Source organism: Psychrobacter sp. GTC18467 (genome assembly GCF_055397455.1).
Genome location: NZ_AP038920.1, coordinates 648,183 through 673,536 on the forward strand (window position 1 = coordinate 648,183; position 25,354 = coordinate 673,536).

General features: G+C 44.4%; 21 protein-coding genes and 3 tRNA genes. 11 read left to right on the plus strand and 13 right to left on the minus strand.

The window, feature by feature from the left end; genetic code table 11:
• Window positions 1-198: 198 nt before the first annotated feature.
• The 4 genes from ACZ5XY_RS02695 to ACZ5XY_RS02710 all read left to right on the plus strand — a co-directional run bounded on the left by ACZ5XY_RS02695 (window position 199) and on the right by ACZ5XY_RS02710 (window position 1,875).
• Window positions 199-274 (plus strand) — tRNA-Asn (locus ACZ5XY_RS02695).
• A 229-nt stretch (window positions 275-503) separates the two neighbouring features.
• Window positions 504-579 (plus strand) — tRNA-Asn (locus ACZ5XY_RS02700).
• A 110-nt stretch (window positions 580-689) separates the two neighbouring features.
• On the plus strand, window positions 690-1,013 hold the full coding sequence (locus tag ACZ5XY_RS02705; protein WP_464742731.1) for a CopG family transcriptional regulator: 324 nt from the start codon (window positions 690-692) through the stop codon (window positions 1,011-1,013).
• A gap of 133 nt (window positions 1,014-1,146) precedes the next feature.
• Complete coding sequence (locus ACZ5XY_RS02710) at window positions 1,147-1,875, plus strand: hypothetical protein (protein WP_464742733.1); 729 nt, start codon at window positions 1,147-1,149, stop codon at window positions 1,873-1,875.
• An 85-nt stretch (window positions 1,876-1,960) separates the two neighbouring features.
• Here the strand turns inward: ACZ5XY_RS02710 and ACZ5XY_RS02715 are convergent.
• The 4 genes from ACZ5XY_RS02715 to ACZ5XY_RS02730 all read right to left on the minus strand — a co-directional run bounded on the left by ACZ5XY_RS02715 (window position 1,961) and on the right by ACZ5XY_RS02730 (window position 6,271).
• Window positions 1,961-2,051: transfer RNA gene (locus tag ACZ5XY_RS02715), tRNA-Ser, on the minus strand.
• A 61-nt stretch (window positions 2,052-2,112) separates the two neighbouring features.
• Complete coding sequence (locus ACZ5XY_RS02720) at window positions 2,113-3,336, minus strand: type I glyceraldehyde-3-phosphate dehydrogenase (RefSeq protein WP_464742735.1); 1,224 nt, start codon at window positions 3,334-3,336, stop codon at window positions 2,113-2,115.
• A gap of 132 nt (window positions 3,337-3,468) precedes the next feature.
• Window positions 3,469-5,403 carry an AAA family ATPase gene (locus ACZ5XY_RS02725; protein ID WP_464742737.1) on the minus strand — a complete coding sequence of 645 codons (1,935 nt, stop codon included), beginning with the start codon at window positions 5,401-5,403 and terminating at the stop codon, window positions 3,469-3,471.
• A 106-nt stretch (window positions 5,404-5,509) separates the two neighbouring features.
• On the minus strand, window positions 5,510-6,271 hold the full coding sequence (locus tag ACZ5XY_RS02730; RefSeq protein ID WP_464742739.1) for a nuclease-related domain-containing protein: 762 nt from the start codon (window positions 6,269-6,271) through the stop codon (window positions 5,510-5,512).
• A 157-nt stretch (window positions 6,272-6,428) separates the two neighbouring features.
• On the opposite strand from ACZ5XY_RS02730, the gene ACZ5XY_RS02735 reads away from it, so the two are divergent.
• A complete protein-coding gene (locus ACZ5XY_RS02735; RefSeq protein ID WP_464742741.1) occupies window positions 6,429-7,025 on the plus strand; it encodes a YceI family protein in 597 nt (198 codons plus the stop codon).
• Window positions 7,026-7,115: 90 nt separating this feature from the next.
• On the opposite strand, the gene tkt is transcribed toward ACZ5XY_RS02735, so the two are convergent.
• Both tkt and serS read right to left on the minus strand, forming a co-directional pair.
• Window positions 7,116-9,113 carry a transketolase gene (tkt, locus tag ACZ5XY_RS02740; protein ID WP_464742743.1) on the minus strand — a complete coding sequence of 666 codons (1,998 nt, stop codon included), beginning with the start codon at window positions 9,111-9,113 and terminating at the stop codon, window positions 7,116-7,118.
• A 162-nt stretch (window positions 9,114-9,275) separates the two neighbouring features.
• Window positions 9,276-10,565, minus strand: coding sequence for a serine--tRNA ligase (gene serS, locus ACZ5XY_RS02745; RefSeq protein ID WP_464742745.1), 1,290 nt, complete (start codon window positions 10,563-10,565; stop codon window positions 9,276-9,278).
• A gap of 288 nt (window positions 10,566-10,853) precedes the next feature.
• On the opposite strand from serS, the gene ACZ5XY_RS02750 reads away from it, so the two are divergent.
• A complete protein-coding gene (locus ACZ5XY_RS02750) occupies window positions 10,854-11,507 on the plus strand; it encodes a YcxB family protein (RefSeq protein ID WP_464742747.1) in 654 nt (217 codons plus the stop codon).
• A 149-nt stretch (window positions 11,508-11,656) separates the two neighbouring features.
• The gene (locus ACZ5XY_RS02755; protein ID WP_464742749.1) at window positions 11,657-12,151 is read left to right on the plus strand and encodes a Dps family protein; all 495 of its coding nucleotides are present in this window, start codon (window positions 11,657-11,659) and stop codon (window positions 12,149-12,151) included.
• A 118-nt stretch (window positions 12,152-12,269) separates the two neighbouring features.
• Here ACZ5XY_RS02755 and ACZ5XY_RS02760 read toward each other — a convergent pair whose 3' ends face one another.
• The 3 genes from ACZ5XY_RS02760 to ACZ5XY_RS02770 all read right to left on the minus strand — a co-directional run bounded on the left by ACZ5XY_RS02760 (window position 12,270) and on the right by ACZ5XY_RS02770 (window position 15,076).
• Entirely contained in the window at window positions 12,270-12,950 is a 681-nt protein-coding gene (locus ACZ5XY_RS02760; RefSeq protein WP_464742751.1) for a DUF2057 family protein, read from the minus strand.
• Window positions 12,951-12,989: 39 nt separating this feature from the next.
• Window positions 12,990-13,799, minus strand: coding sequence for a DnaA regulatory inactivator Hda (gene hda / locus ACZ5XY_RS02765; RefSeq protein ID WP_464742753.1), 810 nt, complete (start codon window positions 13,797-13,799; stop codon window positions 12,990-12,992).
• A gap of 170 nt (window positions 13,800-13,969) precedes the next feature.
• Complete coding sequence (locus ACZ5XY_RS02770) at window positions 13,970-15,076, minus strand: AI-2E family transporter (RefSeq protein WP_464742755.1); 1,107 nt, start codon at window positions 15,074-15,076, stop codon at window positions 13,970-13,972.
• A gap of 280 nt (window positions 15,077-15,356) precedes the next feature.
• Here ACZ5XY_RS02770 and purM point away from each other — a divergent pair, with 280 nt between their 5' ends.
• Both purM and purN read left to right on the plus strand, forming a co-directional pair.
• Window positions 15,357-16,421: a phosphoribosylformylglycinamidine cyclo-ligase gene (purM, locus tag ACZ5XY_RS02775; RefSeq protein WP_464743717.1), complete on the plus strand. Its 1,065-nt coding sequence runs from the start codon at window positions 15,357-15,359 to the stop codon at window positions 16,419-16,421.
• Window positions 16,421-17,095, plus strand: coding sequence for a phosphoribosylglycinamide formyltransferase (gene purN, locus ACZ5XY_RS02780; protein WP_464742757.1), 675 nt, complete (start codon window positions 16,421-16,423; stop codon window positions 17,093-17,095). Before purM ends, purN begins: the two co-directional genes overlap by 1 nt.
• 106 nt (window positions 17,096-17,201) lie before the next feature.
• On the opposite strand, the gene ACZ5XY_RS02785 is transcribed toward purN, so the two are convergent.
• Window positions 17,202-18,191: a LysR family transcriptional regulator gene (locus tag ACZ5XY_RS02785; protein ID WP_464742759.1), complete on the minus strand. Its 990-nt coding sequence runs from the start codon at window positions 18,189-18,191 to the stop codon at window positions 17,202-17,204.
• Window positions 18,192-19,039: 848 nt separating this feature from the next.
• Between ACZ5XY_RS02785 and ACZ5XY_RS02790 the strand changes: the two genes are divergently transcribed.
• On the plus strand, window positions 19,040-20,626 hold the full coding sequence (locus tag ACZ5XY_RS02790) for an isocitrate lyase (protein ID WP_464742761.1): 1,587 nt from the start codon (window positions 19,040-19,042) through the stop codon (window positions 20,624-20,626).
• A 186-nt stretch (window positions 20,627-20,812) separates the two neighbouring features.
• Window positions 20,813-22,342 carry a CYTH domain-containing protein gene (locus tag ACZ5XY_RS02795; RefSeq protein ID WP_464742763.1) on the plus strand — a complete coding sequence of 510 codons (1,530 nt, stop codon included), beginning with the start codon at window positions 20,813-20,815 and terminating at the stop codon, window positions 22,340-22,342.
• A 33-nt stretch (window positions 22,343-22,375) separates the two neighbouring features.
• Here the strand turns inward: ACZ5XY_RS02795 and ACZ5XY_RS02800 are convergent, their stop codons facing one another.
• The 3 genes from ACZ5XY_RS02800 to ACZ5XY_RS02810 form a co-directional block, all read right to left on the minus strand.
• Window positions 22,376-22,999, minus strand: a complete 624-nt coding sequence (locus tag ACZ5XY_RS02800; RefSeq protein ID WP_464742765.1) for a nitroreductase family protein — start codon at window positions 22,997-22,999, stop codon at window positions 22,376-22,378.
• A gap of 158 nt (window positions 23,000-23,157) precedes the next feature.
• Entirely contained in the window at window positions 23,158-23,676 is a 519-nt protein-coding gene (locus ACZ5XY_RS02805; protein WP_464742767.1) for a L,D-transpeptidase family protein, read from the minus strand.
• A 97-nt stretch (window positions 23,677-23,773) separates the two neighbouring features.
• Window positions 23,774-25,012: an argininosuccinate synthase gene (locus tag ACZ5XY_RS02810; protein WP_464742769.1), complete on the minus strand. Its 1,239-nt coding sequence runs from the start codon at window positions 25,010-25,012 to the stop codon at window positions 23,774-23,776.
• Window positions 25,013-25,354: the final 342 nt, after the last annotated feature.

A 25,354-nucleotide genomic window follows, 5' to 3' on the forward strand; every position in this document is an offset into this window, starting at 1 on the left:
AAAAATTTGGCTTTATTAACCCAATATTGCCGTTAATACCAAATTTAACCCTTAAAAACCCTAAAAAGGTAAAATTAATTTTATTGCAATTTCAAAGCCTTAATGTAATTTCGTACTTTCTTTGAAAAATTTTTGATAAAAACGCTTGACCAATTTTTTATCTTTGCTAGAATACGCCCCACTTAGCAGCAACTTTAATCCCCAATAGCTCAGTTGGTAGAGCGTCGGACTGTTAATCCGTGTGTCCCTGGTTCGAGCCCAGGTTGGGGAGCCAAATTCTAGCAAGACCTTTGAATCCTTTTGATTCAGTTATGGCAAATGCCAATACCCTCATCCACTTGATGAGGGTTTTTTTCTGTTCAAAGTTTGGTAAAGTTTACTTGATAACGCTTTTTACCTTTATTTTAGAAATTTTTTACCTTAGTGCTTGACAGCTAACAGGCTCTTAGCTAGAATGTGTCCCACATAACGAGTTGCCAAAAAAGATTTGTTATGACCACTAATCCCCAATAGCTCAGTTGGTAGAGCGTCGGACTGTTAATCCGTGTGTCCCTGGTTCGAGCCCAGGTTGGGGAGCCAAATTCAAAAAGCCTTCATCATACTTTGATGGAGGTTTTTTTTATGGTCGCTGTTTTTGTTCCTAAGTGATAGCTGCTATCATGAGACTTCATGTCGGATAAGGGTTTATTATGCTTCCTGTTCATATCAAAAATAAGTTTTCAGCGCACCCCCAAAAGGTCATGCGACCGGTCAGTATTCGCTTGTCGGAGGAGATGATTGAGATGCTCTCGACCACGGCAAGCGAGCTTGGATTTAAGCGCATTCAAGGCTTGATTCGCTTGTATATCCGCCAAGGTCTTGACCGCGACCACCAAGATTATACGCTGGCTCATGATGAGGTTTTTATCGAAAAATTGCGCAAGCACGGCGTCAGTCAGCGCATCATTGATGAGGCAATTAAGGACACGCACAACAATCATACCACGCAGCCGTTGTCACAATTGCAGGATTGAACGGGATTACGGATTCACTAAAAAATAAACGTAGAGTCTGCAAATGACGCTCACCAAACGCGCCACATTCGTTACTTACCTTATTAATTATTTATAGGTAAGATAAAGCTAAAGGCGCAATGAGGAGGCGACAATGCTCAGGCTGGTAACCATAATAACGCTAAAAAAATCAGCAGTGCGACTGCTTTTTGCCTTATCGGCTGCCCTGTTGCTTCATGGCTGCTCAACGCCGCAAGATGACCCGATGCAGCAAGCGATTCCAACGGATGTGAAAAACTGGCAAAAAAACCTCAAAGATACGCTTGCGCGATTGCCTGAAGACGAGCGTCGACTGCTTAGCCGCTATATGATTCGCATGCGCTTAAGCGAGGCTTATGAGTCAGGAGCGCTGCCACGAACCACGATTGAGCAAGCGCTCGTTCAGCAGCGCGAATATGAGCGGCTGCACCCTGATAACCCAACCGGCAAAAAAAGTCCTGTTGGCGCTACCAAAGCCGCAACCAACCTTTACCCTATTGTGCTGCTTCCTGTAAAAACCAGTACCAATGACCATTTAAACCAAGTTCGATTGCAATTTGTGCTCAGCAACCATGACAACACCCCTGTTAAAAGCCTAAAAGCAGTATTGTTGCTTCGTGACCCAAAGCTGCAATCTGGAAAGCCGGTATTGATACCGCGAACGCAGTTTGTCCCGCCGATTCTTCCTAATGACTCAGCCGTAGTGAGCGTTGATGCCAGTATCGAGGACATCAACGTGATGCGGGCAATTCAAAATCCGCAAAATGTGACGGTTTATGTTGATAAGGGCACGATTATGCTAACGGACGGTCGCGCGATTGAGATTGGTCAGCAAGACCAATAATAATACAGTAAGTAAATGCTTAAACAAAACGTTTGAATTGCCATAAAAAAAGCCCCAACTGATATCAGTTAGGACTTTTTCAATTTGGCGGAGACGGTGAGATTCGAACTCACGAAGGGCTATGAACCCTTGCCGGTTTTCAAGACCGGTGCATTCAACCGCTCTGCCACGTCTCCATAGGTGCATCATTATAGCGATATTTTTGCAGATGGCAAGCGCTTTTTTTAAAAATTTAAATTATTTTTCATCTGCTGCATTTTTGCTTTTGGAATAGCTTTGGTCAATGACGCGATTTGATGCCAAATGCAGGCACATATCAAGCAAGCGATTGGCGTAGCCCCACTCGTTATCGTACCACGCAAAAACTTTAAACTGATTGCCCACTTGCATAAGTTGTTCACCATCAATGATAAGCGATTCCGGCTGATGGATAAAGTCACTTGAAACCAAAGGCTCATCGGTAAAGTCCATAATGGTGGCTAAATATGACTGACAAGCAGCTTTGAGAGCTTCGCGGATGGCATCAAGGGTTACGCCGTCTGTTTCAAAAACAAAGGTCACATCGATGGCAGCAACGTCAATGGTTGGCACGCGAATTGAATGACCGTTGATTTTGCCTGCCATGTTGGGCAAGACGCGAGCGGTGGCAGCAATGCTGCTTGAGGTAGTCGGAATGATGTTGTATCCTGACGCTCGGGCGCGGCGTGGGTCGCGGTGAGCTTGGTCAAGGACAGTTTGGTCGGCAGTGACCGCGTGAATTTCGGTCATCATCGCCGAGGCAACCCCAAAAGCGTTATCAAGGGTATCAATCAGCGGAACTAAGGCTTGAGTGGTACAAGAAACGCTTGAGATAATCGGCAACTCGGTGGTCAACTCGTCACTGTTGACGCCCATAACAATTGACGCATCCACCTTATCAAAGGGTGCCGCGCCAATAATCACTTGCTTTGCGCCTGCCTCAATGTGCAAATTAGCCTTTTCATACGAGCGAAAATGACCAGTACATTCAAGCACCACATCGACGCCGAGCGTCTGCCAAGGCAACTGTTTTGGGTCGGATTCGGACAGCATTTGAATGCAATAGGTATAGTTATTTTTGGTCAAGCAAAGCTGATAGTCCTCGGCAGCTTCATTTTCAACAAGCCGATGACCTTTTTTGGCTTCGGTGGCAACCAATTGCGCGCTGATACCAAGGCGGCTTAATCTGCCGTGCGTGCTGTCAAATTTTAATAAATGCAGCAAAATATCAGCAGGGGCTAAATCATTAATCGCCACCACGTGAACGGCGCGACCCAACACTTCAAAGCGCTCAAGCAAGGCACGAAGAACGTTGCGACCGATTCGACCAAAGCCGTTAATGGCAATTCGTAACGGCTGCTGGCTATCGCTTGTGGCGTGGAAGGCTTTAGCAGTGGCAAAATCTGAGGTCAATTGATAATTGGCTTTTGAAAAATCAGGCATAATAAGGTCACTTTAGATGATAAGCCCAATTTCTTGGTAATATAACTTTGACCAAACAATTAAGCTTAAGGTGATTGGAAATTACGGCAATCTAGCGAAGGTTAAAGGGACAGCAAAAGCGGTGCGTTTGAGTCAATCAGCAATAAAAATCAGCGCCAACCGAATGGTGTTATAAGGGATAGCGGCATTTAGCGCCTCAAAAATGGGCTTAATTTTGACATTGCCATCATCGTCAATATCGTTGGGATCGTTTACCGCCTTGATAGTGTGATACACCGACTCGACCGCTTTCATGATGCCTGATTCTGGCATCAGGTGCGCCAAATCAAGCGTTGGCTGCTGTTTGTGAATGTCCCTAATATGGCGCATAATCGTTGATTGTGCAAGCCCTCGCACCTCAGCAATGGCTTGAATGCTCATTTTATCAAGCAAATGCTGACGGGTAATATCGAGGGTGCTTAACGATTTGTCTTTTAATTGGTTTTTTTGACCTTGCTTTTTTTGTTGTAACTTTTGCTGATCGCGGCGTTTTTTTTGCAGTTTTTCATAGCCAGCGATGGCAGCTTTGCTCGTTGTGCCACCCGATTTAATAATAAAGTTTTTTTGCAGCTGAGTTAAGTCTTTGGCGTCAATCTCCGCCAATCTTGCTTCGGCGTCTTTTGACAATGCCAAAAAGCGCTTATCGGCCCCGCGCGCTAACGGGTCAAGTTGCAGGCTCATGTCGTTAAGCCCAAGTAAGCGCAGTCCCGACAATGATTTGAGCCGTGATAGTGCCACGTAACCTTGACCAAGCTCAAAAGTTCGCGACAAATCAATCTCAGCGGCTTCAAGGGTCATTCCTTGCGATTTGTGAACGGTAATCGCCCAAGCTAAGCAAAGTGGCACTTGAACATAACTTGCCAGCACCTCACCATGCTCATCTTCAATCACCCATTCTTCAGGCTCAGCAATAATCTCGCGACCGCAATTTAAACGGACAACAGGCAGCTTTTGTGTTGATTGAGTTTTGGCTGCTGCTTTTTCTGCCTTGTCTTTTAAAGTCGATTTTTCATCTTCTTTAGTTGGTTTATCGTCGTTTTTATCATTAAAAACTTTATCATTTTCTGATTTATTTGAGGGGAAATTATTACTTTCTGAGGTTTGCGATTTGATGGCTGAAAATCCGACCAACTCGCCCATCGTGCCGTTGGATACGCCCGTTTCAGTATTGTTTTTAATAAACATCACTTTTGCGCCGATTTTTAAAGTCAAATCGTCTTGAGTTCGAACGGTCTTTTTTAAGGTGTCAATCAGCTTTTTATCGCCAAATAACGACGCTTGAAATTCCAAACTGTCCCCTGATAACGCGGCAAGCTCTTTATCATTGATTTTATTGACGTTTAAATTATGAGTATAAAGCCGAGTCCGGTTGGCATCAATGTCATGCTGATAGGTGGCTTCAAGCGCTTGGATGGCCTCAATTGTGACTTGCTGGCGGCGGATTTGGTTTAAAATATCATCAAGGCTCAGCCCCTCAGCGTCTTCAGTTACTTGCCGATGCTGCTCGCTTAAATAGCAAATGTTAAAGTCCGCCTCAAGCCAAGCCTCACTCATAAAGGCAAACTTATCGCGGTTGCTCTCCTCACGGTTGCCAATCGGCGGCAGCTGAAAAAAGTCGCCAGCCACGACAATTTGAATGCCGCCAAAGGGTTCGGAAGTTTTTCGAATGTGTTTTAAAACCGTATTGACGGCATTTAACTGCTTGGCATGAAGCATCGAGATTTCATCGATAATCAATACCGCCGTGTCTTTAATTCGGTCGGTTAAAAACGGATTTTTGGACAGCTGCGCCAAATCGCGCTCACTGATTTCATCGCGAATACCAATCCCCGACCAGCTGTGAATGGTCGTGCCGCTCATGTGCGTCGCCGCAATGCCAGTGCTTGCCGTCACCGCAACCGACACCTTTCGCGCCCGCAAATAGTGAATATATTGGTTAAGCGTATAGGTTTTCCCTGCGCCTGCTGAGCCGGTCAAAAACACGTTTTGACCCGATTTTAAAATATCTAAAGCACAAGATTGGCGCATATCGACCTTTTATTCATTCAAAACCTTGATTATATCAGCTACGCTTGATTTGCAAAGGGTTTTCCCAAGCCATTAAGCCTTGATAACCATTAGCCAATCTCTAAGCCTAAATATTGACAATGCCTTTGCACTTTGGATAACTTTGGCAGCCAAAAAATGCCTGACCTTTATTTTTGCCCGTTTTTGCAGTTCGCTTGACCATATCACCTTGGCAGTTTGGACAAGTTGGCGGATTTACTGCCGTAAATTCTGCTTTATCGGCTTTGTTAAAGCTTTGCAATTGCTCATTAGGGCTCGCATTATCAAACTTATTTTGCAAATATTCGCGGTGCTGACGGTCAGTTTGTCGCGATTTTGGCAGCCGCACTTTTTCAATTTTGTCCACAATCGCGGTCATTTGCTCATGGTTTAACATTTGCTCTTGCTTACTTTTAATATACGTTAGCATGCCTTTATTTAGCACATATTCCGGCAAGTCATCGCGCGTCTTAATTTCGCAATGCCCCATAAATGCAATGACCGAATGAAAATAGCGCAAATTTAGATTTAACAATTCGGACAGCGTTTTCATATGCAAATAATTTTGCCGCAATGGATTTTGAAATTGGTATTTTCGACCCATAATCATTTGCGTCCATTTGGCGTCGCGCTCTTGACCAAAAATCCAACCTTTATAATTTTTGGTTTCAATCACAAAAATACCAAAGCTTGAGACGATGATATGGTCAATTTGTGTGGTTCCGCCATCACTTAGCGGCAAGGTGACGTTATTTAGGCGTAAATACTGGCGGCGATTGAGCATCACCCAAGTCGCAACGCTGACGATAAGCTCACCGATTCGACCTTTAACACGCGATAGCAATGACATGACAACTCTCAACAAATCAATTAATGATAAAAAAACAGTGTGAAAAAAATAAGGAAAATTTATGGCAGCAGCGACCATTTTTTAAAAAATGCTATCATAAACAATAGTTTTTAAAATTTCAGCCCCAATTTTATCATTATTTTCTTGGATAGCTTTTATGACCGCTTTTCGCACTACCTTGGTTAACTTTGCTTTGACCGGCTGCTTGCTGATGTCAATCTCTGCCGCTAATGCTGCTTTGCCGCAAAAATGGGCGCTTGACGTGCCAAAAACCAACGTCAATTTTAAAGTGGCGTATTTAGGCTCAGGAACGGTCGAGGGCAAATTTCATAAGGTAAATGGCACGATTAATTATGACGTTAAGCAGCCAACCCGAACGACGATTAATTTTACCGTTGATGCCAACAGCGTGGATACCGGTCGCAAGCTTCGGGACAACTTTTTGCGCCGAAAAGAGCTGCTTAACAGCGACAAATACCCAACGATGACCTTTGTGTCAAAAAAAGTAAGCATGATTAACGACAAAGAAGCCAACGTGACGGGGAATTTTACCGTTCTTGGGCAGACCAAACCGCTAACCATTAGGGTTAAGCTGTCGAATGTTGAAAATGACCCTGCCACCAAGCAGCCAATTTTAAAATTTCGCGCAACTGGTTTAATTGACCGCTTTGATTACGGCGTTACCGCATTTCCAAAAGTGGTTGGTAATATGATTCCGCTGGATATTTCGGGCAATTTGGTGGCGGCAAATTAGATTTTATAACATTATAATAAAAAAGAGTGGCTAGATGCTAACCACTCTTTTTTTATGGCTTGTTTTGTATAGCTTAATTTTTGAGGAAAATTAAACCAAACTTCTCACCGCATTAATAACGGCATCAGTAGTAATGCCAAACTCTTTGTAAAGCTCGCCTGCCGGCGCTGACTCGCCATAAGTGGTCATGCCAATCACTTTGCCATCAAGACCGACGAATTTGAACCAATAATCGACATGAGCGGCTTCAACAGCAACGCGAGCGCGAATGTTGCTTGGCAACACGCTGTTGCGGTAATCAGCATCTTGCTCGACAAAGATTTCGGCGCAAGGCATAGAAACCACGCGAACGCCAACGCCGTCAGCGCTAAGCGTTTCATAAGCTTCCATAGCAAGGCTCACTTCAGAGCCGGTAGCAATGATGATGGCTTGCAGCTTGCCCTGTTCTTTTGCCAAGACATAGCCGCCTTTGGCAATATTAGCCACCTGCTCGCTGTCACGATTTTGATGCGGTAATCCTTGACGGCTAAAAATCAGCGCCGATGGATTGTTGGCAGATTTAATCGCTTCAACCCAAGCGCTTGCCGACTCTGCATCATCACAAGGTCGCCAAGTTCGTAGGTTTGGCGTGGTTCGAAGGCTGGTCAGCTGCTCAACCGGCTGATGGGTCGGACCATCTTCACCAAGACCGATGGAATCGTGGGTGTAAACGTGAATGACACGTTGACGCATTAAAGCGCTCATGCGAACGGCGTTACGAGCGTATTCCATAAACATCAAAAACGTTGCCACGTATGGGATAAAGCCGCCGTGAAGGGCTATACCGTTGGCAATCGCGGTCATCCCAAATTCGCGGACGCCATAATAAATATAGTTGCCCGCCGCATCTTCTTGTAAGCCCTTAGCGCCTTTAAATAGCGTTAAGTTTGACCCTGCCAAATCCGCTGAGCCGCCAAGCAGTTCAGGAAGCAAAGGCTGAAGCGCATTAATCGCGTTTTGACTGGCTTTTCGGCTGGCAATGTTGCCGCCGCCATTTTGACAAGATTCGATATAGGCTTTGGCTTTGGCATCAAAATCGCTTGGCAACTCGCCGTTTAATCGGCGCTCAAGCTCCGCTGCTAATTCAGGATAGGCTTTTTTATAAGCCTCAAAGTTCGCTTGCCAGTTGTTTTGCAGCGCAGTACCTTTTGCGCGACCGTCCCAAGCTTCGTAAATTTCATCGTCCAAATCAAACGGCGCATGCGTCCAAGATAGCGCATCACGGGTTAAGAGGATTTCATCATCGCCAAGTGGCGCGCCGTGACTTGCCGCAAGACCTTGTTTGTTCGGGCTTCCTGCGCCAATGGTGGTTTTACAAATGATTAAGCTTGGCTTATTGGTTTCGCTAATCGCCGCTTGCGTGGCTTCAGTGATTTCGTCGGTGTCGTGACCATCAACACTGATTACCTGCCAGCCATACGACTCAAAGCGCTGCTTGGTATCATCGGTAAACCAGCCTTCAACATCGCCATCAATTGAGATGCCATTGTCATCGTAAAAGAAAATAAGCTTACCAAGCTGAAGCGTTCCGGCAAGCGAGCAAACCTCATGGCTGATGCCTTCCATTAAGCAGCCATCACCCAAAAAGGCATAAGTATGGTGGTCGATGATGTTGTGACCGTCTTTATTAAACTGTGCGGCAAGGGTTTTTTCAGCAATCGCAAAACCAACAGCATTGGCAATCCCTTGACCCAAAGGTCCTGTGGTCGTCTCCACCCCTGGCGTATAACCAAGCTCAGGGTGACCGGGGGTTTTTGAGTGCAATTGGCGAAAGTTTTTTAAGTCGTCAATGCTAACGTCATAGCCCGATAAATGCAGAAGCGAGTAAATCAGCATTGAGCCATGACCGTTTGACAACACAAAACGGTCGCGGTTTGCCCAAGTTGGGTCGGACGGGTTGTGCTTTAAAAATTTGCGCCAAAGCACCTCGGCAATATCGGCCATTCCCATCGGCGCTCCGGGATGACCTGAGTTGGCTTTTTGCACCGCATCAAAGGATAAAACACGGATGGCGTTGGCAAGTTTACGTTCGCTAATGGGAGCTGGCATAACATGTCCTAATTGACTAAAAAACTAAAAATCGCGAATCGCTTATCAAAGCGCTATGTCGCGGCAAATTTTAGCGCTTATCTTATCATAACTACAAAAAAATAACGGTAACGCGAACCACTTTTTAGCGCGCGTTACAGTCAACAATGTAAAATATAAACGTTATTTGGCAGCAATCACCGCCGCGCCACCCATAAATGGCTGAAGCACTTCAGGAATATCAATGCTGCCATCAGCATTTTGGTAATTTTCCATGACGGCAAGTAAAGTTCGACCTACTGCAAGCCCTGAGCCGTTTAGCGTATGCACCAAATTGGTTTGTTTGCCGTCTTTAAAGCGCGCGCCCATGCGTCTTGCTTGAAAATCACCGCAGTTCGAGCAGCTTGAGATTTCACGATACGTGTCTTGGCTGGGTAACCAAACTTCAATGTCATAGGTTTTTTGAGCGCTAAATCCCATATCGCCGGTGCAAAGCTTTACCACGCGATACGGCAAATTGAGCTGCTGCAAAATATCTTCAGCTTGCGCGGTCATCGCCTCAAGCAACTCATCCGACTGACTTGGCGCAGCAATATTGACCATTTCCACCTTTTCAAATTGATGCTGACGAATCAAGCCGCGAGTGTCGCGACCGTGCGAGCCGGCTTCACTGCGAAAGCACGGCGTATGCGCGGTAAATTTCAATGGCAACTCTTTAATATCTAAGCGCTCACCGCGAACCAAGTTGGTCATGGGCACTTCAGCGGTCGGAATTAAGTAAAAATCGGTGCTGTCATTATTGGTATGATTGGTGAGTTTAAACAAATCATCTTCAAATTTTGGCAACTGCCCCGTCCCTTGTAAGCTTTCGCTGTTGACAATATAAGGCACATAGGTCTCAAGATAGCCATATTTTTGGGTATGGGTGTTAAGCATAAATTGAATAAGGGCGCGGTGCAGCTGGGCAAGTTGACCTTGAAGCACGCTAAATCGGCTTCCGGTTAATTTTGCCGCCGCTTCAAAATCTAGCGTTCCAAGCGCTTCGCCAAGCGTTGAGTGGTCTTGAACTTCAAAGTCAAATTCTCGCGGCGTGCCCCATTTGCGAACCTCAAGATTGTCCTCTTCAGACGCCCCAACCGGAACGTCATCGGCAGGTAAATTGGGAATTTGCAGCGCCGCGTGGTTGATGCGGTCTTGAAGCAATTTTAGCATCTCTTCTGCCGCTTTAATCTCGCCGCTGATGCTTTGCATCTCCGCCATCACCGCGCTTGCATCTTCGCCCGATTTTTTTAGAATCCCCACTTGTTTGGCGCCACTATTTCGGCGAGCTTGCAAGTCCTCGGTCTTGATTTGCAGGGCTTTTCGCTCCGACTCAATCGTTTGCCAAAAGTCCAAGTCCAAATCAAAGCCGCGAGTGGCAAGCTTTTGCTTTAGCGCTGGCAAATCCGTCCGTAACAGTTTGGGGTCAATCATAATCTTTATGCCTTTGTGCTTGTGATGCCAAAAATTAAATATTTAAGTTAAATTAAGCGCTCAATCACGCCAAATTAGTAGCCGCTATCATAGCAAGCTTGGCAAGATTTGACTATATTTTGCCGCGCAAGCTTTGCTAATAGCCACCAATCAGCGACGTTCTACAGTTTCTTTTACAGTCACTTTTCGGTAAGATAAGAAAATCAGCTAAGCTAACTTAAAATTAACGTTTGCAGCTTGTTAACAACTGCAAATTTTGCCCCATTTATCCGTCACCGAGACCCGTTTATGGCACTCTACCCTTATACCTTGCAGCCGGTATCCTTAAATTTGACCGAAGCCGAATTTCATCAAGCGCAATATGAGCTGTTTGCCAGCGCTCAGCCGTCATTTGGGCTTAAAGGCATCAAAGTTAAAGAATGGGTGATTATCGCGATTGTGATTGTTCTTGCCATTGCCGGACTCTTGATGGTTTCAGGATATTCAACCATCATTTTTTGGCTGATGCTTGTCGCCGTTGTTGTTTATTTAGGAATGCGAACCATTGGTTTTAAATGGTACGTCACCAAAGAATTTGACAAGCAAATTGCGGCTCAAGAAATGCCGGAGGAGATGCGCGGTCTCAAACTTGGCGTTCAAAAGCATGGCTTGGTACTTGCCATGCCGGTCAACCAAGCTGAGCTTATTGAAAATCCAAAACACCGCGGCATGCAAATGCGCGCCGCCCCAACCCAACAAGCCGTCATTCCGTGGAGCGCGGTGACCAGTTGGGATGAAACGCCTGATTATTTATTTGTGATGTTTGAATTAAAAGGTCAAAAAGGCAGCCAAATTATCCCTAAGCGTTTAGAGGCGCAGAATTTCCCCATTGCCAGTGTCCGCGACCACTTAAAAGAAGTTGTTCCCGTTCAAGGGCTGAATTTAGAAGCCATTAAAGAATAATTGATAACAATACTATTTATTTTGCAAAACTAATTTTAGTAATTAATTTATTAAACTTAACAAAGCAGCTTGATTTGCTAAACTAATACTATGTTCAAGAAGCGAAGTTCTAACCACAACCCAAACAATGACTAAAAAAGGACAAGAACATGAGCCAAGCAACCCAAACTAAAAACACCAACCAAATCGGTCTTGAATGCAAAGAGGTGGGGCAAATTATCAATAAGTTAAATGACCTACTCTCAAGCTATCATATTTTTTATATTAACGTTCGCGGTTATCATTGGAACGTCAAAGGCGCGCATTTCTTTACTTTGCATCCAAAGTTTGAAGAGCTTTATACCGCGCTACAATTGCAAATCGATGAGATTGCCGAGCGCATTTTAACGTTAGGTGGCACGCCTTATCATGCTTATAGCGATTTTGCTCAGCATAGCAGCATCAAAGAGGACAAAAACGTCCATGATGGCAACACTTGTGTTAAAGGCGTGGTCGGCGGACTCAAAGATCTGATTGAAGAGCAGCGTCAAGTGTCCACGATTGCTGCTGCTGCTGAAGACCAAGGCTCAGCCGACCTTGTGGATGCTTATATTCAAGAGCAAGAAAAACTGGTTTGGATGTATAACGCATTTTTAGGTGAATAAGATTTAACGGTATCAATCATCAAGCTAAACAATCAAGCTATAAAAAAAAGCATCTATAGGATATAGATGCTTTTTTATTTGTCATTGTTTTATCGAAAGCTTTTTATTAAATCCGCTTTTATTGAGAAATCCACTGGCGGATTTTCTCGCGCTCGCTTGGCGTGGCTTTAAGCCAAAGCTGCATAAAGCTATCAAGCGTACTATTCGTTGCTTGAGCGCTAGGCTGAACCGCGATGGTTTGCGTGGCTGAGATTTGGGCAGGCTTTGCGTCAAGCGCGGCAATCACCTCTTGGTTTTGCAGTTCTGCGTCACTGCTGCCGCCGCCAAAGACGTTGCCAAAAGCTTTATTTAACCCTGAAAAAATCCCGCCATTGCCGCTGCCTGAGCTTTGCTGACTGGCAATGATGTTGCCGTTTTGTGACACCGCTAGCGTTGGGCGTTTGGCATAGTCTTTTGCAGCGGCATAATCATTGGGCTGATTGGGCATGATTAAGCGGTAGGTTTGATTGTCCGCCATGTCCGCTGCAACACTGATATTTGCCGAACGCAAATAATCGTGCTCATCACGAGGCAAATTAAATAATCGATCATACTTTGCCGTAATGACGTGTTTTCCTGCCTGCAAGGTAAATTTTTGGGTATTGTCCTGAAACAGACCTTGTTTTAATTCTTGACCATTAATAGCCGTGACTTTGATATTGTCATCGACAAGCAACGTGACGGCAGCTTGAGCAGTCGTTAGCGCGCTTAGACTCAATATTGCCGCCGCTCGCGTTAAATTCAAGGCAGTCATTTTCATAAAGCATCCTTAATAAGCAATAAAGCTTGGCTGATGGAATTAAAAATCCAGCGGCATGGTCGTATTGACGCTATTGTCGCTTAATTTTTGATGGTCTTCTTGGGATTCTTGGGTGATATCAGCAAGCTCAGCGGCAAGGGTTTGCTCATCAATGGTACGCATGGCGTCACTGATGACCGCTTTTGAGACATTACTGCGGCTTAAGTTGGAAAACATCGGCTGAATATAGTTTAAAACATCCATCATCGCGCCGATTTTATGTGGACCTTCTTGCAATAAGTGCTCAAGAATACGCTCATCAAACTGCCAACCACGGCGACGCAGAATCGATTGAAGTAGCGCTTGCCTATCTGCCAACTCTTGACCATCAGGAACGCGAAAGCTTGGCGCTTGGGCTAAGCGCGTGAGCAAATCAGTCAATTGAAAGGGCAGCGACATCGCTTTGGTATTGGCGGCAAAGAGCAGTTGGCGCTGACCTTCACGGCTACGATTAATCAAATGAAAAAGCGCTTCTTGCCACTCGGAACTTTGCTCGATGACCTCTAAATCATCAATGGCAATGACATCAAAGGTTTCAAGTGAGGACAGCACATTAACATCGGTATGAATCAGCTCATTTAAAGACAGACAAATTGCTGATTTATCCATTTCGATGAACGACTCACAAATGGCAGAAAGCAGGTGCGATTTGCCCGTTGCCGGACTGCCAAACAAATAAAGCTGGCGAATCAGCCCCACATGGAGCTGGCGCACCGCATCAATGATTGCCATCCAACCCGGACCTGAAAAGTCGCTAAGACTGGCATCATGCTTGATGTCAAGATTAAGACTTAGCTGTGCTTCCGCCATGAATCATCAACTCAATTTTACCGCGCGGCTTTTGGCTTTATATCACCGACAATATGTTACCAAAACCACGACGCGTGTTTTAAGACTTAAAGAATCAGCCGCGACCGATTGTGCGCCTATATATACCATATTTACAAAATGACTGACAAGTCTTTTACAAAAAGACCGACTTAGCGTTTGGCAAATAAGTCCAACTGTTTGCGACCTTTATACAAATCAGTCGTTAAGTAATAAGCGTATAAATGCCTAAATAGGACATTGATGACCGCAGACACGGGCAGTGCGATAAGCATTCCAACAAACCCCAGTAAACTTGCTCCTGCCAATACCGCGAAAATGACCCAAAGCGGCGATAAGCCAATTTTATCACCCAAAAGTAGCGGCTGAAGCACATAACCTTCGGCGGCTTGACCAATCAAAAACGCGCCAACAATCAAGGATAAATGAAACCAATCTAAGCCAAATTGAAACAACCCTGCGATGATGGCAGCGATAAAGCCAAGACCAAAGCCAAGATATGGCACAAAGCTGGCTATTCCTGCCCCCATACCAATAATTAAGCCAAGCTCAAGCCCAATCAACTGCAGCTGCACCGCATAAATCACCCCAAGTAAAACCATCACCAGCAGCTGACCTTTAATAAATGCCATCAGCGCCCCATCACATTCCTCAGCAATACTGATGACCTTTCGGCTATACGCTGCCGGAATCGCCATTTTCCAAGAATGAATTCGGGCATCCCAATTAAATAAAAAGTAAAAGGTTAAAATCGGCACCAAAACGATTAACCCTGCACTATTAATAAAGCTCATACTTGAAGCAATCACTTGACTCATAAAGGTACTGGCATCGGCAATTTTATAATGCGATTGCATATATTCCAAAAAGGTTTCTGAAACGCCTTTGGGCTCTAAAGGCGGCAATCTGACCCGACCATGTTCAAGCAGCCACGTTCGCACGGTTTCGTTATACCATGTCAAAATCTTCGGCAAATACTCCCAAGCCGACTGCATTTGATGCCAAAGGGTTGGTATCAGCCACCAAAGCAACAGTGCCATGCCAACCGTAATCGCCGTATAGACCACCAAAATGGCAATCCAGCGCTTGACATAACGCGACAGCTTTCTTACCAAAGGATTAAACAAATATGCCAAAACAAAGGCAACAAAAAAAGGAATAATCACCGGCATAAGCCATCGCAGCAGCAACAGCGCAATGACAATGATGCTAACAAAAAACAGTCGCCTGAAAAATGGGTCAATCGGTTGGTGCAACATAAAAGGTTATCCTGCCAAAAAAGCGCTTTTCTTATGGTTTTAATTAAAATTTTGCCGTGAGCAAGGCTCTGGCTTGATTATCGCAGAGTTGGTGAAAATTGCGGTGAATTTTTGTGAAAAATCGCCTACTTTTCTCCAATGGCGTTATTTTTTAGCAAATTTGCAGAGTTTCTTGATATTTGCCAAGCTTACTTTGCCGTAAGTCGCAGTTTTTCGGTATAATGCGCAAACTTCTACCTAATTTTATTGTTTATCTTCACCTTTTTTAATTCATTTTTTAATTTGCGAGACAATCATGAGTGACAAGCCCTCTTTAAGCTACAAAGATGCAGGCGTTGATATTGATGCCGGCGACGCTTTAGTTCAACGAATCAAATCGGTTGCCAAAGCCACTTCGCGACCTGAAGTGGTGGGCGGTCTTGGTGGCTTTGGCGCGCTTTGCCGAATCCCGACCGGCTACAAATCGCCACTACTAGTTTCAGGAACGGACGGCGTTGGCACTAAGCTTAAGCTTGCCTTGCAGTTGAACCGCCATGAAACGATTGGTATCGACTTGGTGGCCATGTGTGTTAATGATTTGCTCGTTTGCGGTGCTGAGCCATTATTTTTCTTGGATTATTACGCTACTGGCAAATTAGACGTGGATACCGCCGTGACGGTTGTTTCAGGGATTGGTGAGGGTTGTAAACAAGCAAATTGCGCGCTTATTGGCGGCGAAACTGCCGAAATGCCCGGAATGTATCAAGACGACGATTATGACTTAGCCGGATTTTGTGTCGGTGTGGTTGAAGAAGAAGAGGTCATCACCGGTGATAACGTTGCTAAAGGCGATGTGTTAATTGCTTTAGCCTCAAGCGGCGCGCATTCAAACGGTTATTCGCTCGTTCGCAAAGTCATTGAAGTCAGCGGCATTGATGTGAATAACAGCGATAAAACCCTTGATGGCAAGCCGATTTCCGAGGCGCTGATGGCACCAACACGAATTTATGTTAACGCCATTAAAGCGCTTCAAAATGCGCTTGGCAATGACAATATCCATGCCATGTCACACATCACCGGCGGCGGTTTAACAGACAACTTACCGCGAGTTTTGCCTGATGAGTTGGCAGCGCAAATTGACACCCAAAGCTGGCAGTTTTCCGAGCTGTTCACTTGGTTGCAATCTGAGGGCAATATCGCCCAAAGTGAAATGTACCGCACCTTTAACTGCGGCGTGGGCTTTGTGATTGTCGTTCCAAAAGATAAAGCCGAGCTTGCCATTAACACGCTAAAGGATGCCGGCGAAACCGCTTGGCAACTGGGTGAAATGGTCAGCCGTCAAGATAACGCTGTGGAATACCGCTAATGGCAACCTCAAGCGATGCTCAACCTAAGCTGCGCGTTGCGGTTTTAGTTTCAGGAAACGGCAGCAATTTGCAAGTGCTCATTGATGCGATGCAGGCTGCTGCGTTGCCGATTGAAATTGTCGGCGTCATTAGCAACAATCAAGACGCTTTTGCCATTTCCCGCGCCCAAAACGCCGGAATTGATGTTGCTGTGTTATCGCATGTGGCAAGTGGCAAGCGAATGGCGCTAAAAACCTTTGAAAAGCATGCTTTTGAGCAGTTAACCGCTTGGCAGCCGGATTTGATTGTGCTTGCAGGGTTTATGCGCGTTCTGAGCGCGGAGTTTATTGACCAAAGCCCCGCACCAATGATTAATTTGCACCCTGCGCTATTGCCTGCTTATAAAGGTTTGGATACCCATCAGCGCGCGGTCAATTCAGGCGACCGCATTCATGGTTGCAGTATTCATTTGGTGACCGCTGAGCTTGATTCGGGGCAAGTTTTGACCCAAGCGCTGCTAAATGTCAGCCCAAAAGACTGCGCTCAAAGCTTGCAAGACCGCGTTCAACATCTTGAGCACAAACTGCTGCCTTGGACGATTTTGCTGCTGGCAAAAGGGGTTCTGCCTTTGAATAATAACGACTACTCACCAAGCCCATATTTGCCAAGCTTGCCGTTGAAGCTTGTGCTGTAAAAAGATTGAGTGAATAGTAAAAACCCAACGCGTTCAAGTTGGGTTTTTTATAACTTAAATTTTGATTAAAAAAATTGGTTTTTTGGTCAATTATGAATTCAAGTCATCAAAATAAAGGATGAATAACTGGCAGTTCTTCTTTATTGTTCTCTTCTTCTGCAACCAATTGTCTTGCCACATGCAAAATCAATTGCCGAAGCCAGCGGTGCGCCGGATGATGCTGCAGTAGCGGCGACCATGCCATGGTCAACTCAAACTCTGGAATAAAAAATGGCGGCTCTTTCATCACAATACTGTCGTTATTCGCCTGCATTCGGGCAACGCGTGTTGGCAAGGTCGCAATCAAATCTTTGTTTGCCTCAAGCATGGCAGGCATTTGATAATGACGGGTAAATATGCTAATTTGACGCTTTTGTCCCAAGCGCTGCAAAGCTTGGTCGATAGAACCTAAGCCACCGGATTTTTCAGGATTAACCCCAAAGCCCACGCCCATTCCCGTTTTGGAGACCCAAACGTGCTGACCTTTGAGATAGTTTTTTAAATTGAAGCGGTTCACATAAGGGCTATCGGCGGACAGCAAACAGCTAAAAGTATCGCGCCAAACCAGCACTTGATGAAAGCTTTGCGGAATTTCGTTAAAGCGGTTAATCGCCAAATCAACTCGACCCTGCTCCATGTCGCGATAAGACACATCTGATGGCGTTAAAAAATCCAAAATCACATTCGGCGCCTCTGATCTGAGCGCTTTGACCAGTTTTGGCACCAGCGTCGCTTCGGCATAATCGGAAGTCATAATCCGAAACACGCGCGAGGTGCTATAAGGTCGAAACTCCGTTCTTGGCTCTAGCACTTGGGTTAAGTCTGCCAAAATCTCACGGATTCTTGGTTGCAACTCTAAAGCGCGTTCCGTCGGCGTCATCCCCTCAGATGATCGAACCAGTAATGGGTCATTGAATAGCTTGCGCAATCGGCGTAAAATATTGCTCATGGCAGGCTGAGTGATCCCAAGCTGCTCAGCGGCGCGCGTAACGTTTTTTTCTCGAAGCAGAACATCCAAATGCACCAATAAATTTAAGTCAACCCGCTGCAAATTCATACGCTGCTCTCTTATTTAATAGTTTTGGCAGGGTAAACGTAATTTCGTAGTTCCGCTGCCGATTTGGGATGAGTAACTGCTCTAATTGTCTAAATCTCAACCTGCTGATTTTATTATACTATAACCTGTTGAAATGTTAATGGTAAAAATCATATAATAGCTAAATGTAGTCTTGGCGTTTACCAGTCACTATAGCGGCGATTGAACATTTTTTAAAAGCAATAAAGCGTGTTACTCCCCGATTTAGAGTCATATTATAGTCGTATTTAATCATTATACTATGAGTTAACTGCTCTAAGATCTGGCACGATATTTTGAATCATTATCGATAACCATTGCCTTTTTATAAAATGTTACGCTTAAAGCACTTGTAATTTTTGCCAAATTTGTTTAGGGTAGTAGCCCTGCATCAATGGTTGACTTATCAAACCATCATTAATTACAGCATTATCGCGATAATCAGTTGTCAACCGCTAAAATAATCGGTAAACTCAAAACGATTTTATCAAGCTTGCTTTTAAGACAAAAACAAAGCAAATTTGAGACAAAGCATCTCTTCTAACTTAACGCTGTGCTAAATTTTAAATCACAACTTTAAGATAGAGTAATCTTGACGCCAATGGCGCAAGGTGCGGCATGACTTTGCCGTCTAGCAGTAGGAATTCCCTAAATTTAGGGGAGGAAGTCAAGGATTGAACTTCAATACTTTTTTAAATGAGTTAGGCAAATCAGCATCAATTGAGTTTCGATCAGTCAAACTTGTGACGCGCGCCGCGTTGTCATAATAAGCATGTCAATACTTGATTTTTTGTGTGTTAACTTTAATACCTCACCAAGGAGAAGTCTAGATGTCAACTTATACATCTGCTATCGATCACATTCGTGAACTAAAAAAGAAATACGGCAACTGGGAAAACATTAGCGAAACTGATGCTGCCCGTATGATCGTTCAAAACCGTTTTAAAACTGGTTTAGACGTTGCAAAATACACTGCAAAAATTATGCGTGAAGATATGGCGGCTTATGATGCTGACCATTCAAAATACACCCAATCATTGGGCGCTTGGCACGGTTATGTTGCTCAGCAAACCATGTATGCTAACAAAAAATACTTCGGTACTACTGAAAGAAAATACATCTACCTTTCAGGCTGGATGGTAGCTGCCCTTCGCTCTGAGTTTGGTCCACTTCCTGACCAATCTATGCACGAAAAAACTGCCGTTTCTGACCTTATCGAAGAAATCTACACCTTCTTACGTCAAGCTGACGCTAAAGTGTTGAACGACTACTTCCGTGAGCTAAAAGCGGCTCAAGAAGCTGGTCAAGACACCAAAGCTATCCAAGACAAAATCGACAACTTTGAATCGCACGTTGTGCCAATCATTGCTGACATCGATGCTGGATTTGGTAACGAAGAAGCCACTTACCTATTTGCTAAAAAGCTTATCGAAGCTGGTGCTTGTGCGCTTCAAATCGAAAACCAAGTTTCTGATGCCAAACAGTGTGGTCACCAAGCGGGTAAAGTTACCGTTCCTCATGAAGACTACATCGCGAAGCTTAACGCTATCCGCTATGCATTCTTAGAGCTAGGTGTTGACGATGGTGTTATCGTTGCCCGTACCGACTCTGAAGGCGCGTCTTTGACTCAAAAAATCCCAGTATCAAATGAGCCAGGCGACCTTGCTTCTAAATACATCGATTTCCTTGAGATGGAAGAAATCACCATCGATCAAGCAAACGAAAATGACAGCCTTCTTAAGCACAACGGCAAATTGGTTCGTCCTAAGCGTTTAGTGAACGGTCTATATCAGTTCCGCGAAGACACCAACATTGACCGCGTGGTTCTTGACTGTGTAACTGCTTTAGAGAACGGTGCTGACCTTCTTTGGATTGAAACCCCAACTCCTGATGTTGAACACATCAAAATGATGGTTGATCGCATCAAAGAACAACAGCCACAAGCTAAATTGGTTTACAACAACAGCCCATCGTTCAACTGGACGCTTAACTTCCGTAAGCAAGTTATCGCTAAGTGGGAAAAAGAAGGCAAAGACGTCTCTGCCTACGACAAAAACAACTTGATGAGTGCTGACTACGACGGTACTGAACTTGACAAAGAAGCTGATGAGCTAGCTCGCAACTTCCAAAGAGATGCAGCTCGTGAAGCTGGTGTATTCCATCACCTCATCACCTTGCCAACGTATCACACTACTGCTCTTGAAATGCACAACTTGGCTAAAGGCTACTTCGGTGACGAAGGTATGTTGGCTTATGTTGCAGGCGTTCAACGTAAAGAAATCCGTGAAGGCGTTTCAGCGGTTAAGCACCAAGCTATGGCAGGATCTGACCTTGGTGATGACCACAAAGAAATCTTCTCTGGTGAAAACGCGCTTAAAGCCGGTGGTACTAAAAACACCATGAACCAATTCGGTTAATTCTCGATGGTTTAATGCTTGAAAGCTTGTAAAAAAGCCGCCTTATTGATTAAGGCGGCTTTTTTTATGACGGCTTTATTTTTAATATCAAAATCGAAAATAAAATCTTGTGAAAGCTTGCGCGCTGCCCTACGATAACAATGAGCACCTAATTATCATTAAGCCAACTACCATCAAGGGTTAATCATGCAAGAAATCGAGCTAAAGTTTTTAATCAATGAAGCCCATTTAAAAGGGCTACTGCGTCAAGTCCAAATCAAATCTGCCAAGAAAACACAAATGGCAGCGTATTATTTTGACACCAAAAAGCGCGATTTAGCCGACCATAATATTGGGCTTCGAATCCGCCAAGAAGGCAATGATTGGGTTCAAACCATGAAAGCTGGCGGCGATGGTCTAGCGGCAAGACTTGAGCATAACCAAATGCTTGATTCTCAAGACGTTCAAAATATGCTTGTCAGTCAAGCTTTGATGCCAGAATTGAACCTTTATAAAACAACGCCAATGGCAGACGCTTTAGCCAATTTTTCGTTAAAAAAACTGGCTAAGCAATTAACCTTGCAATATGTGACGGATATCAACCGAACCACAAGGCTAATATCAGACAATCAAAGCCAAATCGAAGTGGCTTATGATGTTGGGGTCATTAAAAATGGTATGGATGAGGCGCAACAGTCGCGCGTTCATGAGATTGAATTTGAGCTGTTATCCGGTGATAATGCATTTTTATTTGAAACGGCAAAACAGTGGTGTAAACGTTATAAGCTTTGCTTATCAACGATTACCAAAGCTGAGCGCGGCGGACTGCTCATCAACCATCAAGGCTTTAGCGACCCTATCACTTCCCGCGACATTTTTGTTGATTTATCCAGTGATTGCTCGCCGTTTACCTTTCTGCAAAAAGCTATTCAGCATTCATTATTGCAAATTTTGCCGAATATGAGCGCCATTGCTGAAAAAAGTTCTAATTACCGTCACTTTGAGGCGCTTAACGATGGTCTTGAGCGCCTCATTTCGGTACTTTCCATAGCGGCAAATTTATCTGTTGAGATGGATACCAACTGGCAAGCTGTCATTACCGATTATGCGAAGCACTTTAATCAGCAGACCCTTGAATTAAAACGCCTTGATAACGAGCCAAACCTTAACCGCCTGCAAAATTTTAATAGTCAAAATATTAACAGCAATGAAACCCATCAAGAGGATATACAAACGCTTATCGACAAAACCAGTAGCCTTGTTTTTCAACCAGAATTTCAGCTCACCTTATTAGATTTAATTGCCTTTACCATGCAAAGTGAAGCTCGTGCCAAAAAAGTAATATTGGCGCAACCTAAGCTTTATAAGCTCTTTGATAAACAATTGGCTCAAATCAATAAAAGGCTTAAAAAGCAAGACATTAAAGCAAAGCTTCTCTCCAAATCTTCAAGCGATGATGACGTTTTGCAAAATTTATTAATTTGGCTGAATCAGTTAAGTCACTTAAATGACATTGCCAAGCCGTTATTTGCTAAAGATGCTAAAGCTCAAGATACTGCTTACCGAGCTTATAAAGCTAAGCAAGCGCTATCAAGTTATCTAAATCAGCACTATTATCAACAATATTATTTAAAACTATCGCAAAGCCAGCCAGCTTATTTATTTCATAGCGGCTGGTTTGCAGCGCTTGCTAACCGCGAGGCTAAACGGGCTTGGCAAGCGCTGAAAGCCTTGTAGCCACCGACTTATCGAAGTGGGCGCAATTACCAGTTACTGGTCAGTTAAACCAATAACTTTCATGCGCTCATTGAGCGGTTGATAGGTTTTTTCGCCAGCCGGTGCTTTGATATTACCAAATGGCATTTGCGCCACCAAGTCCCAAGAGTCAGGAATATCAAAGGCTTTAGCAACCTCACCATCAATGAGCGGGTTATAATGCTGCAAATTGGCGCCAACGTTTAGCGCTCGCAGCTCAACCCACATGGCATACTGGTGCATTGCTGAAGTTTGCTGAGCCCAAACGGGGAATTTGTCCGCATAAAGGGCAAATTTTCCTTGCAGCGCTTTGACCACCTTTTCATCTTCAAAAAATAGCACCGTCCCTGCCGCTTGCCGAAAGCCATCAAGCTTTTGCTTGGTACTTGAAAAATCTCCATTACCGACGGCTTCTTTAAGCTTAGCTTCGGTAATGTCCCAAAGTTTTTGATGGGCATCATTAAACAGCACCACCAACCGCGACGATTGCGAGTTAAAAGACGATGGCGTGTGCAGCAAAACGCGCTCCGCCATATTAACGATTGCTTGCGGCGCAATTGGCAATTCATTTCCTAACGCATAAATGGATCGGCGCTCATCAAAGGCTTTTTGAACCGTGCTTAAGGTTTCTTGAGTCATTATCGTTATCCTTATATTGCTTAGTTAGATGAGATAAAAGTTAGATGAGATAAAACAACTTATCCAAAAAAATTATATCATTTAACTTAATTAGCAAGAATATTTGTTAATTTTTTATTACAAATACAGCAGTTAATGAAATAAAATAAAAAAAGTCTTTAAGCTTCAATAACAACCTGAGTTCCCTCAATCACCTCTTCAAAAAGCATTATAATATCGTCATTTCTTATGCGAATACAGCCGTGCGACAGCGGCGCGTCCATAGGTTCATCATCCGGCGTACCATGAATATAGATATAGCGCGAAAAGGTATCGCAGCAGCCAAGCTCATTATTGCCTTGGTTTACTCCAACCTCACAACCTGCCAGCCACAATATTCGCGTTAAAATCCAATCACGGTTAGGAAATGCCGCCCCAAGCTTAGTGTCATAAATCTCTCCTGTCGGAACACGACCGACAAAAACGCTGTTAATCGGCATATCTTGACCAATTTTTTTTGCGATAATGTGGCGACCAAGCGGCGTGCAGTTGCTACCCTCAAGGCTACCAATACCATTTTTTGCCGTAGAAACGACATAGTCTTTAATGTGGCTATCACCATGATAAACGCTTAAAACTTGGCGACCGATACTGACGACAAGATAAATTTGTGAGCGGTCATTTACTGCAGTTTTCAAAATCATTTCTCCTGTTAACCTTTAAAATCTCTAAAGTTTTCCATAAAAAAACAGAGCTCAAAGAACTCTGTTTTTCATTTAACCTAATCTTGCGATATTACTTTGATAAATCGCGACCTCGGCTGGCTTCAATGGCAAGACGAAGACCGTTTAGACGGATAAAGCCTTCTGCGTCTTTTTGGTCATAAGCGCCGGCGTCATCTTCAAAGGTGGCGATTTTTTCATCAAACAATGAATCGTCAGATTTGCGACCAACCACACTGACCGAGCCTTTATAAAGCTTCACGCGAACCGTTCCGTTCACGTATTCCTGTGATTTGTCAATCAACGCTTGCAGCATTTCGCGCTCAGGGCTGAACCAGTAGCCGTTATAAATGATTTTGGCGTAGCGTGGCATCAACTCGTCTTTGAGGTGCGCAGCCTCGCGGTCAAGGGTTAACGACTCAATACCGCGGTGGGCTTTGAGCATAATCGTTCCGGCAGGCGTTTCATAGCAGCCGCGTGATTTCATACCCACGTAGCGGTTTTCAACGATGTCCAAGCGACCAACGCCATGTTTGCCGCCAAGCTCGTTTAATTTAATCATCACTTCAAATGGCTTCATCGCCTCACCATTGATGGCAACGATATCGCCTTTTTTATATTCAAGCTCGATATATTCAGGCGTATCAGGCGCGTTTTCTGGGCTGACCGACCAGCGCCACATGTCGTCTTCAGCTTCAGCAAACGGGTCTTCTAACACGCCGCCTTCATAAGAAATATGCAAAAGGTTGGCGTCCATTGAATACGGCGATTTTTTGCTGTTTTTAGCGTAATCAATAGCAATGTCGTGCTCTTCGGCGTACTTCATCAAGCTTTCACGGCTGGATAAATCCCACTCGCGCCAAGGGGCAATGGTTTTTACTTCAGGGGCAAGCGCAATGGCGCCAAGCTCAAAGCGGACTTGGTCATTGCCTTTTCCGGTGGCACCGTGGCTGATGGCATCGGCGTTGTGTTCTTTGGCAATTTCAACCAAACGCTTGGCAATCAGTGGTCTTGCAATGGACGTTCCAAGCAAATATTCGCCTTCGTAAATGGCGTTGGCGCGAAACATGGGGAACACATAATCGCGGGCAAACTCTTCGCGTAAGTCCTCAATATAGATGTTTTTGATGCCCATGGCTTCAGCTTTGGCGCGAGCCGGCTCAACTTCCTCGCCTTGACCGATATCTGCGGTAAAGGTAATGACTTCAGCGTCATAGGTTTCTTGAAGCCATTTGGCAATGATGGAGGTGTCCAAACCACCGGAATATGCCAAGACGATTTTGTTGATTTTACTGGGGTCAAGCTTTGCCATGAATTGCTCCTGATTCAATTTTTGAGGTTTAAAAAAGGTTTAAACCTCAAAACGTTGCTTTGTAAAAAATAAAGTCATCACACCAGTTTACCTTATATTTAAGGCAGGCAAAAGTGCTTAACAGGCTAGGCGTTCAATTTGACACCGTTTTGCTGAAAATCTGACAATTTACTTTCAAAAATCGTCATTTTTGTTGACTAGGGCGGTTAACTAAGCTTGTTAACTAGAATTGCTAGTTATGTGTCAATCACTCAATCATTCCGAGCAAAAGCTTTCATATCCGATTGGGCGAAAATCTGCTATCATATCCGGCAACGATTGCCGTTACTTTTTACAACACCC

Coding starts and splice junctions, on each gene's coding strand:
- ACZ5XY_RS02705 (WP_464742731.1), top strand. CDS start 690: ATGCTTCCTGTTCATATCAAAAATAAGTTTTCAGCGCACCCCCAAAAG.
- ACZ5XY_RS02710 (WP_464742733.1), top strand. CDS start 1,147: ATGCTCAGGCTGGTAACCATAATAACGCTAAAAAAATCAGCAGTGCGA.
- ACZ5XY_RS02720 (WP_464742735.1), bottom strand. CDS start 3,336: ATGCCTGATTTTTCAAAAGCCAATTATCAATTGACCTCAGATTTTGCC.
- ACZ5XY_RS02725 (WP_464742737.1), bottom strand. CDS start 5,403: ATGCGCCAATCTTGTGCTTTAGATATTTTAAAATCGGGTCAAAACGTG.
- ACZ5XY_RS02730 (WP_464742739.1), bottom strand. CDS start 6,271: ATGTCATTGCTATCGCGTGTTAAAGGTCGAATCGGTGAGCTTATCGTC.
- ACZ5XY_RS02735 (WP_464742741.1), top strand. CDS start 6,429: ATGACCGCTTTTCGCACTACCTTGGTTAACTTTGCTTTGACCGGCTGC.
- tkt (WP_464742743.1), bottom strand. CDS start 9,113: ATGCCAGCTCCCATTAGCGAACGTAAACTTGCCAACGCCATCCGTGTT.
- serS (WP_464742745.1), bottom strand. CDS start 10,565: ATGATTGACCCCAAACTGTTACGGACGGATTTGCCAGCGCTAAAGCAA.
- ACZ5XY_RS02750 (WP_464742747.1), top strand. CDS start 10,854: ATGGCACTCTACCCTTATACCTTGCAGCCGGTATCCTTAAATTTGACC.
- ACZ5XY_RS02755 (WP_464742749.1), top strand. CDS start 11,657: ATGAGCCAAGCAACCCAAACTAAAAACACCAACCAAATCGGTCTTGAA.
- ACZ5XY_RS02760 (WP_464742751.1), bottom strand. CDS start 12,950: ATGAAAATGACTGCCTTGAATTTAACGCGAGCGGCGGCAATATTGAGT.
- hda (WP_464742753.1), bottom strand. CDS start 13,799: ATGGCGGAAGCACAGCTAAGTCTTAATCTTGACATCAAGCATGATGCC.
- ACZ5XY_RS02770 (WP_464742755.1), bottom strand. CDS start 15,076: ATGTTGCACCAACCGATTGACCCATTTTTCAGGCGACTGTTTTTTGTT.
- purN (WP_464742757.1), top strand. CDS start 16,421: ATGGCAACCTCAAGCGATGCTCAACCTAAGCTGCGCGTTGCGGTTTTA.
- ACZ5XY_RS02785 (WP_464742759.1), bottom strand. CDS start 18,191: ATGAATTTGCAGCGGGTTGACTTAAATTTATTGGTGCATTTGGATGTT.
- ACZ5XY_RS02790 (WP_464742761.1), top strand. CDS start 19,040: ATGTCAACTTATACATCTGCTATCGATCACATTCGTGAACTAAAAAAG.
- ACZ5XY_RS02795 (WP_464742763.1), top strand. CDS start 20,813: ATGCAAGAAATCGAGCTAAAGTTTTTAATCAATGAAGCCCATTTAAAA.
- ACZ5XY_RS02800 (WP_464742765.1), bottom strand. CDS start 22,999: ATGACTCAAGAAACCTTAAGCACGGTTCAAAAAGCCTTTGATGAGCGC.
- ACZ5XY_RS02810 (WP_464742769.1), bottom strand. CDS start 25,012: ATGGCAAAGCTTGACCCCAGTAAAATCAACAAAATCGTCTTGGCATAT.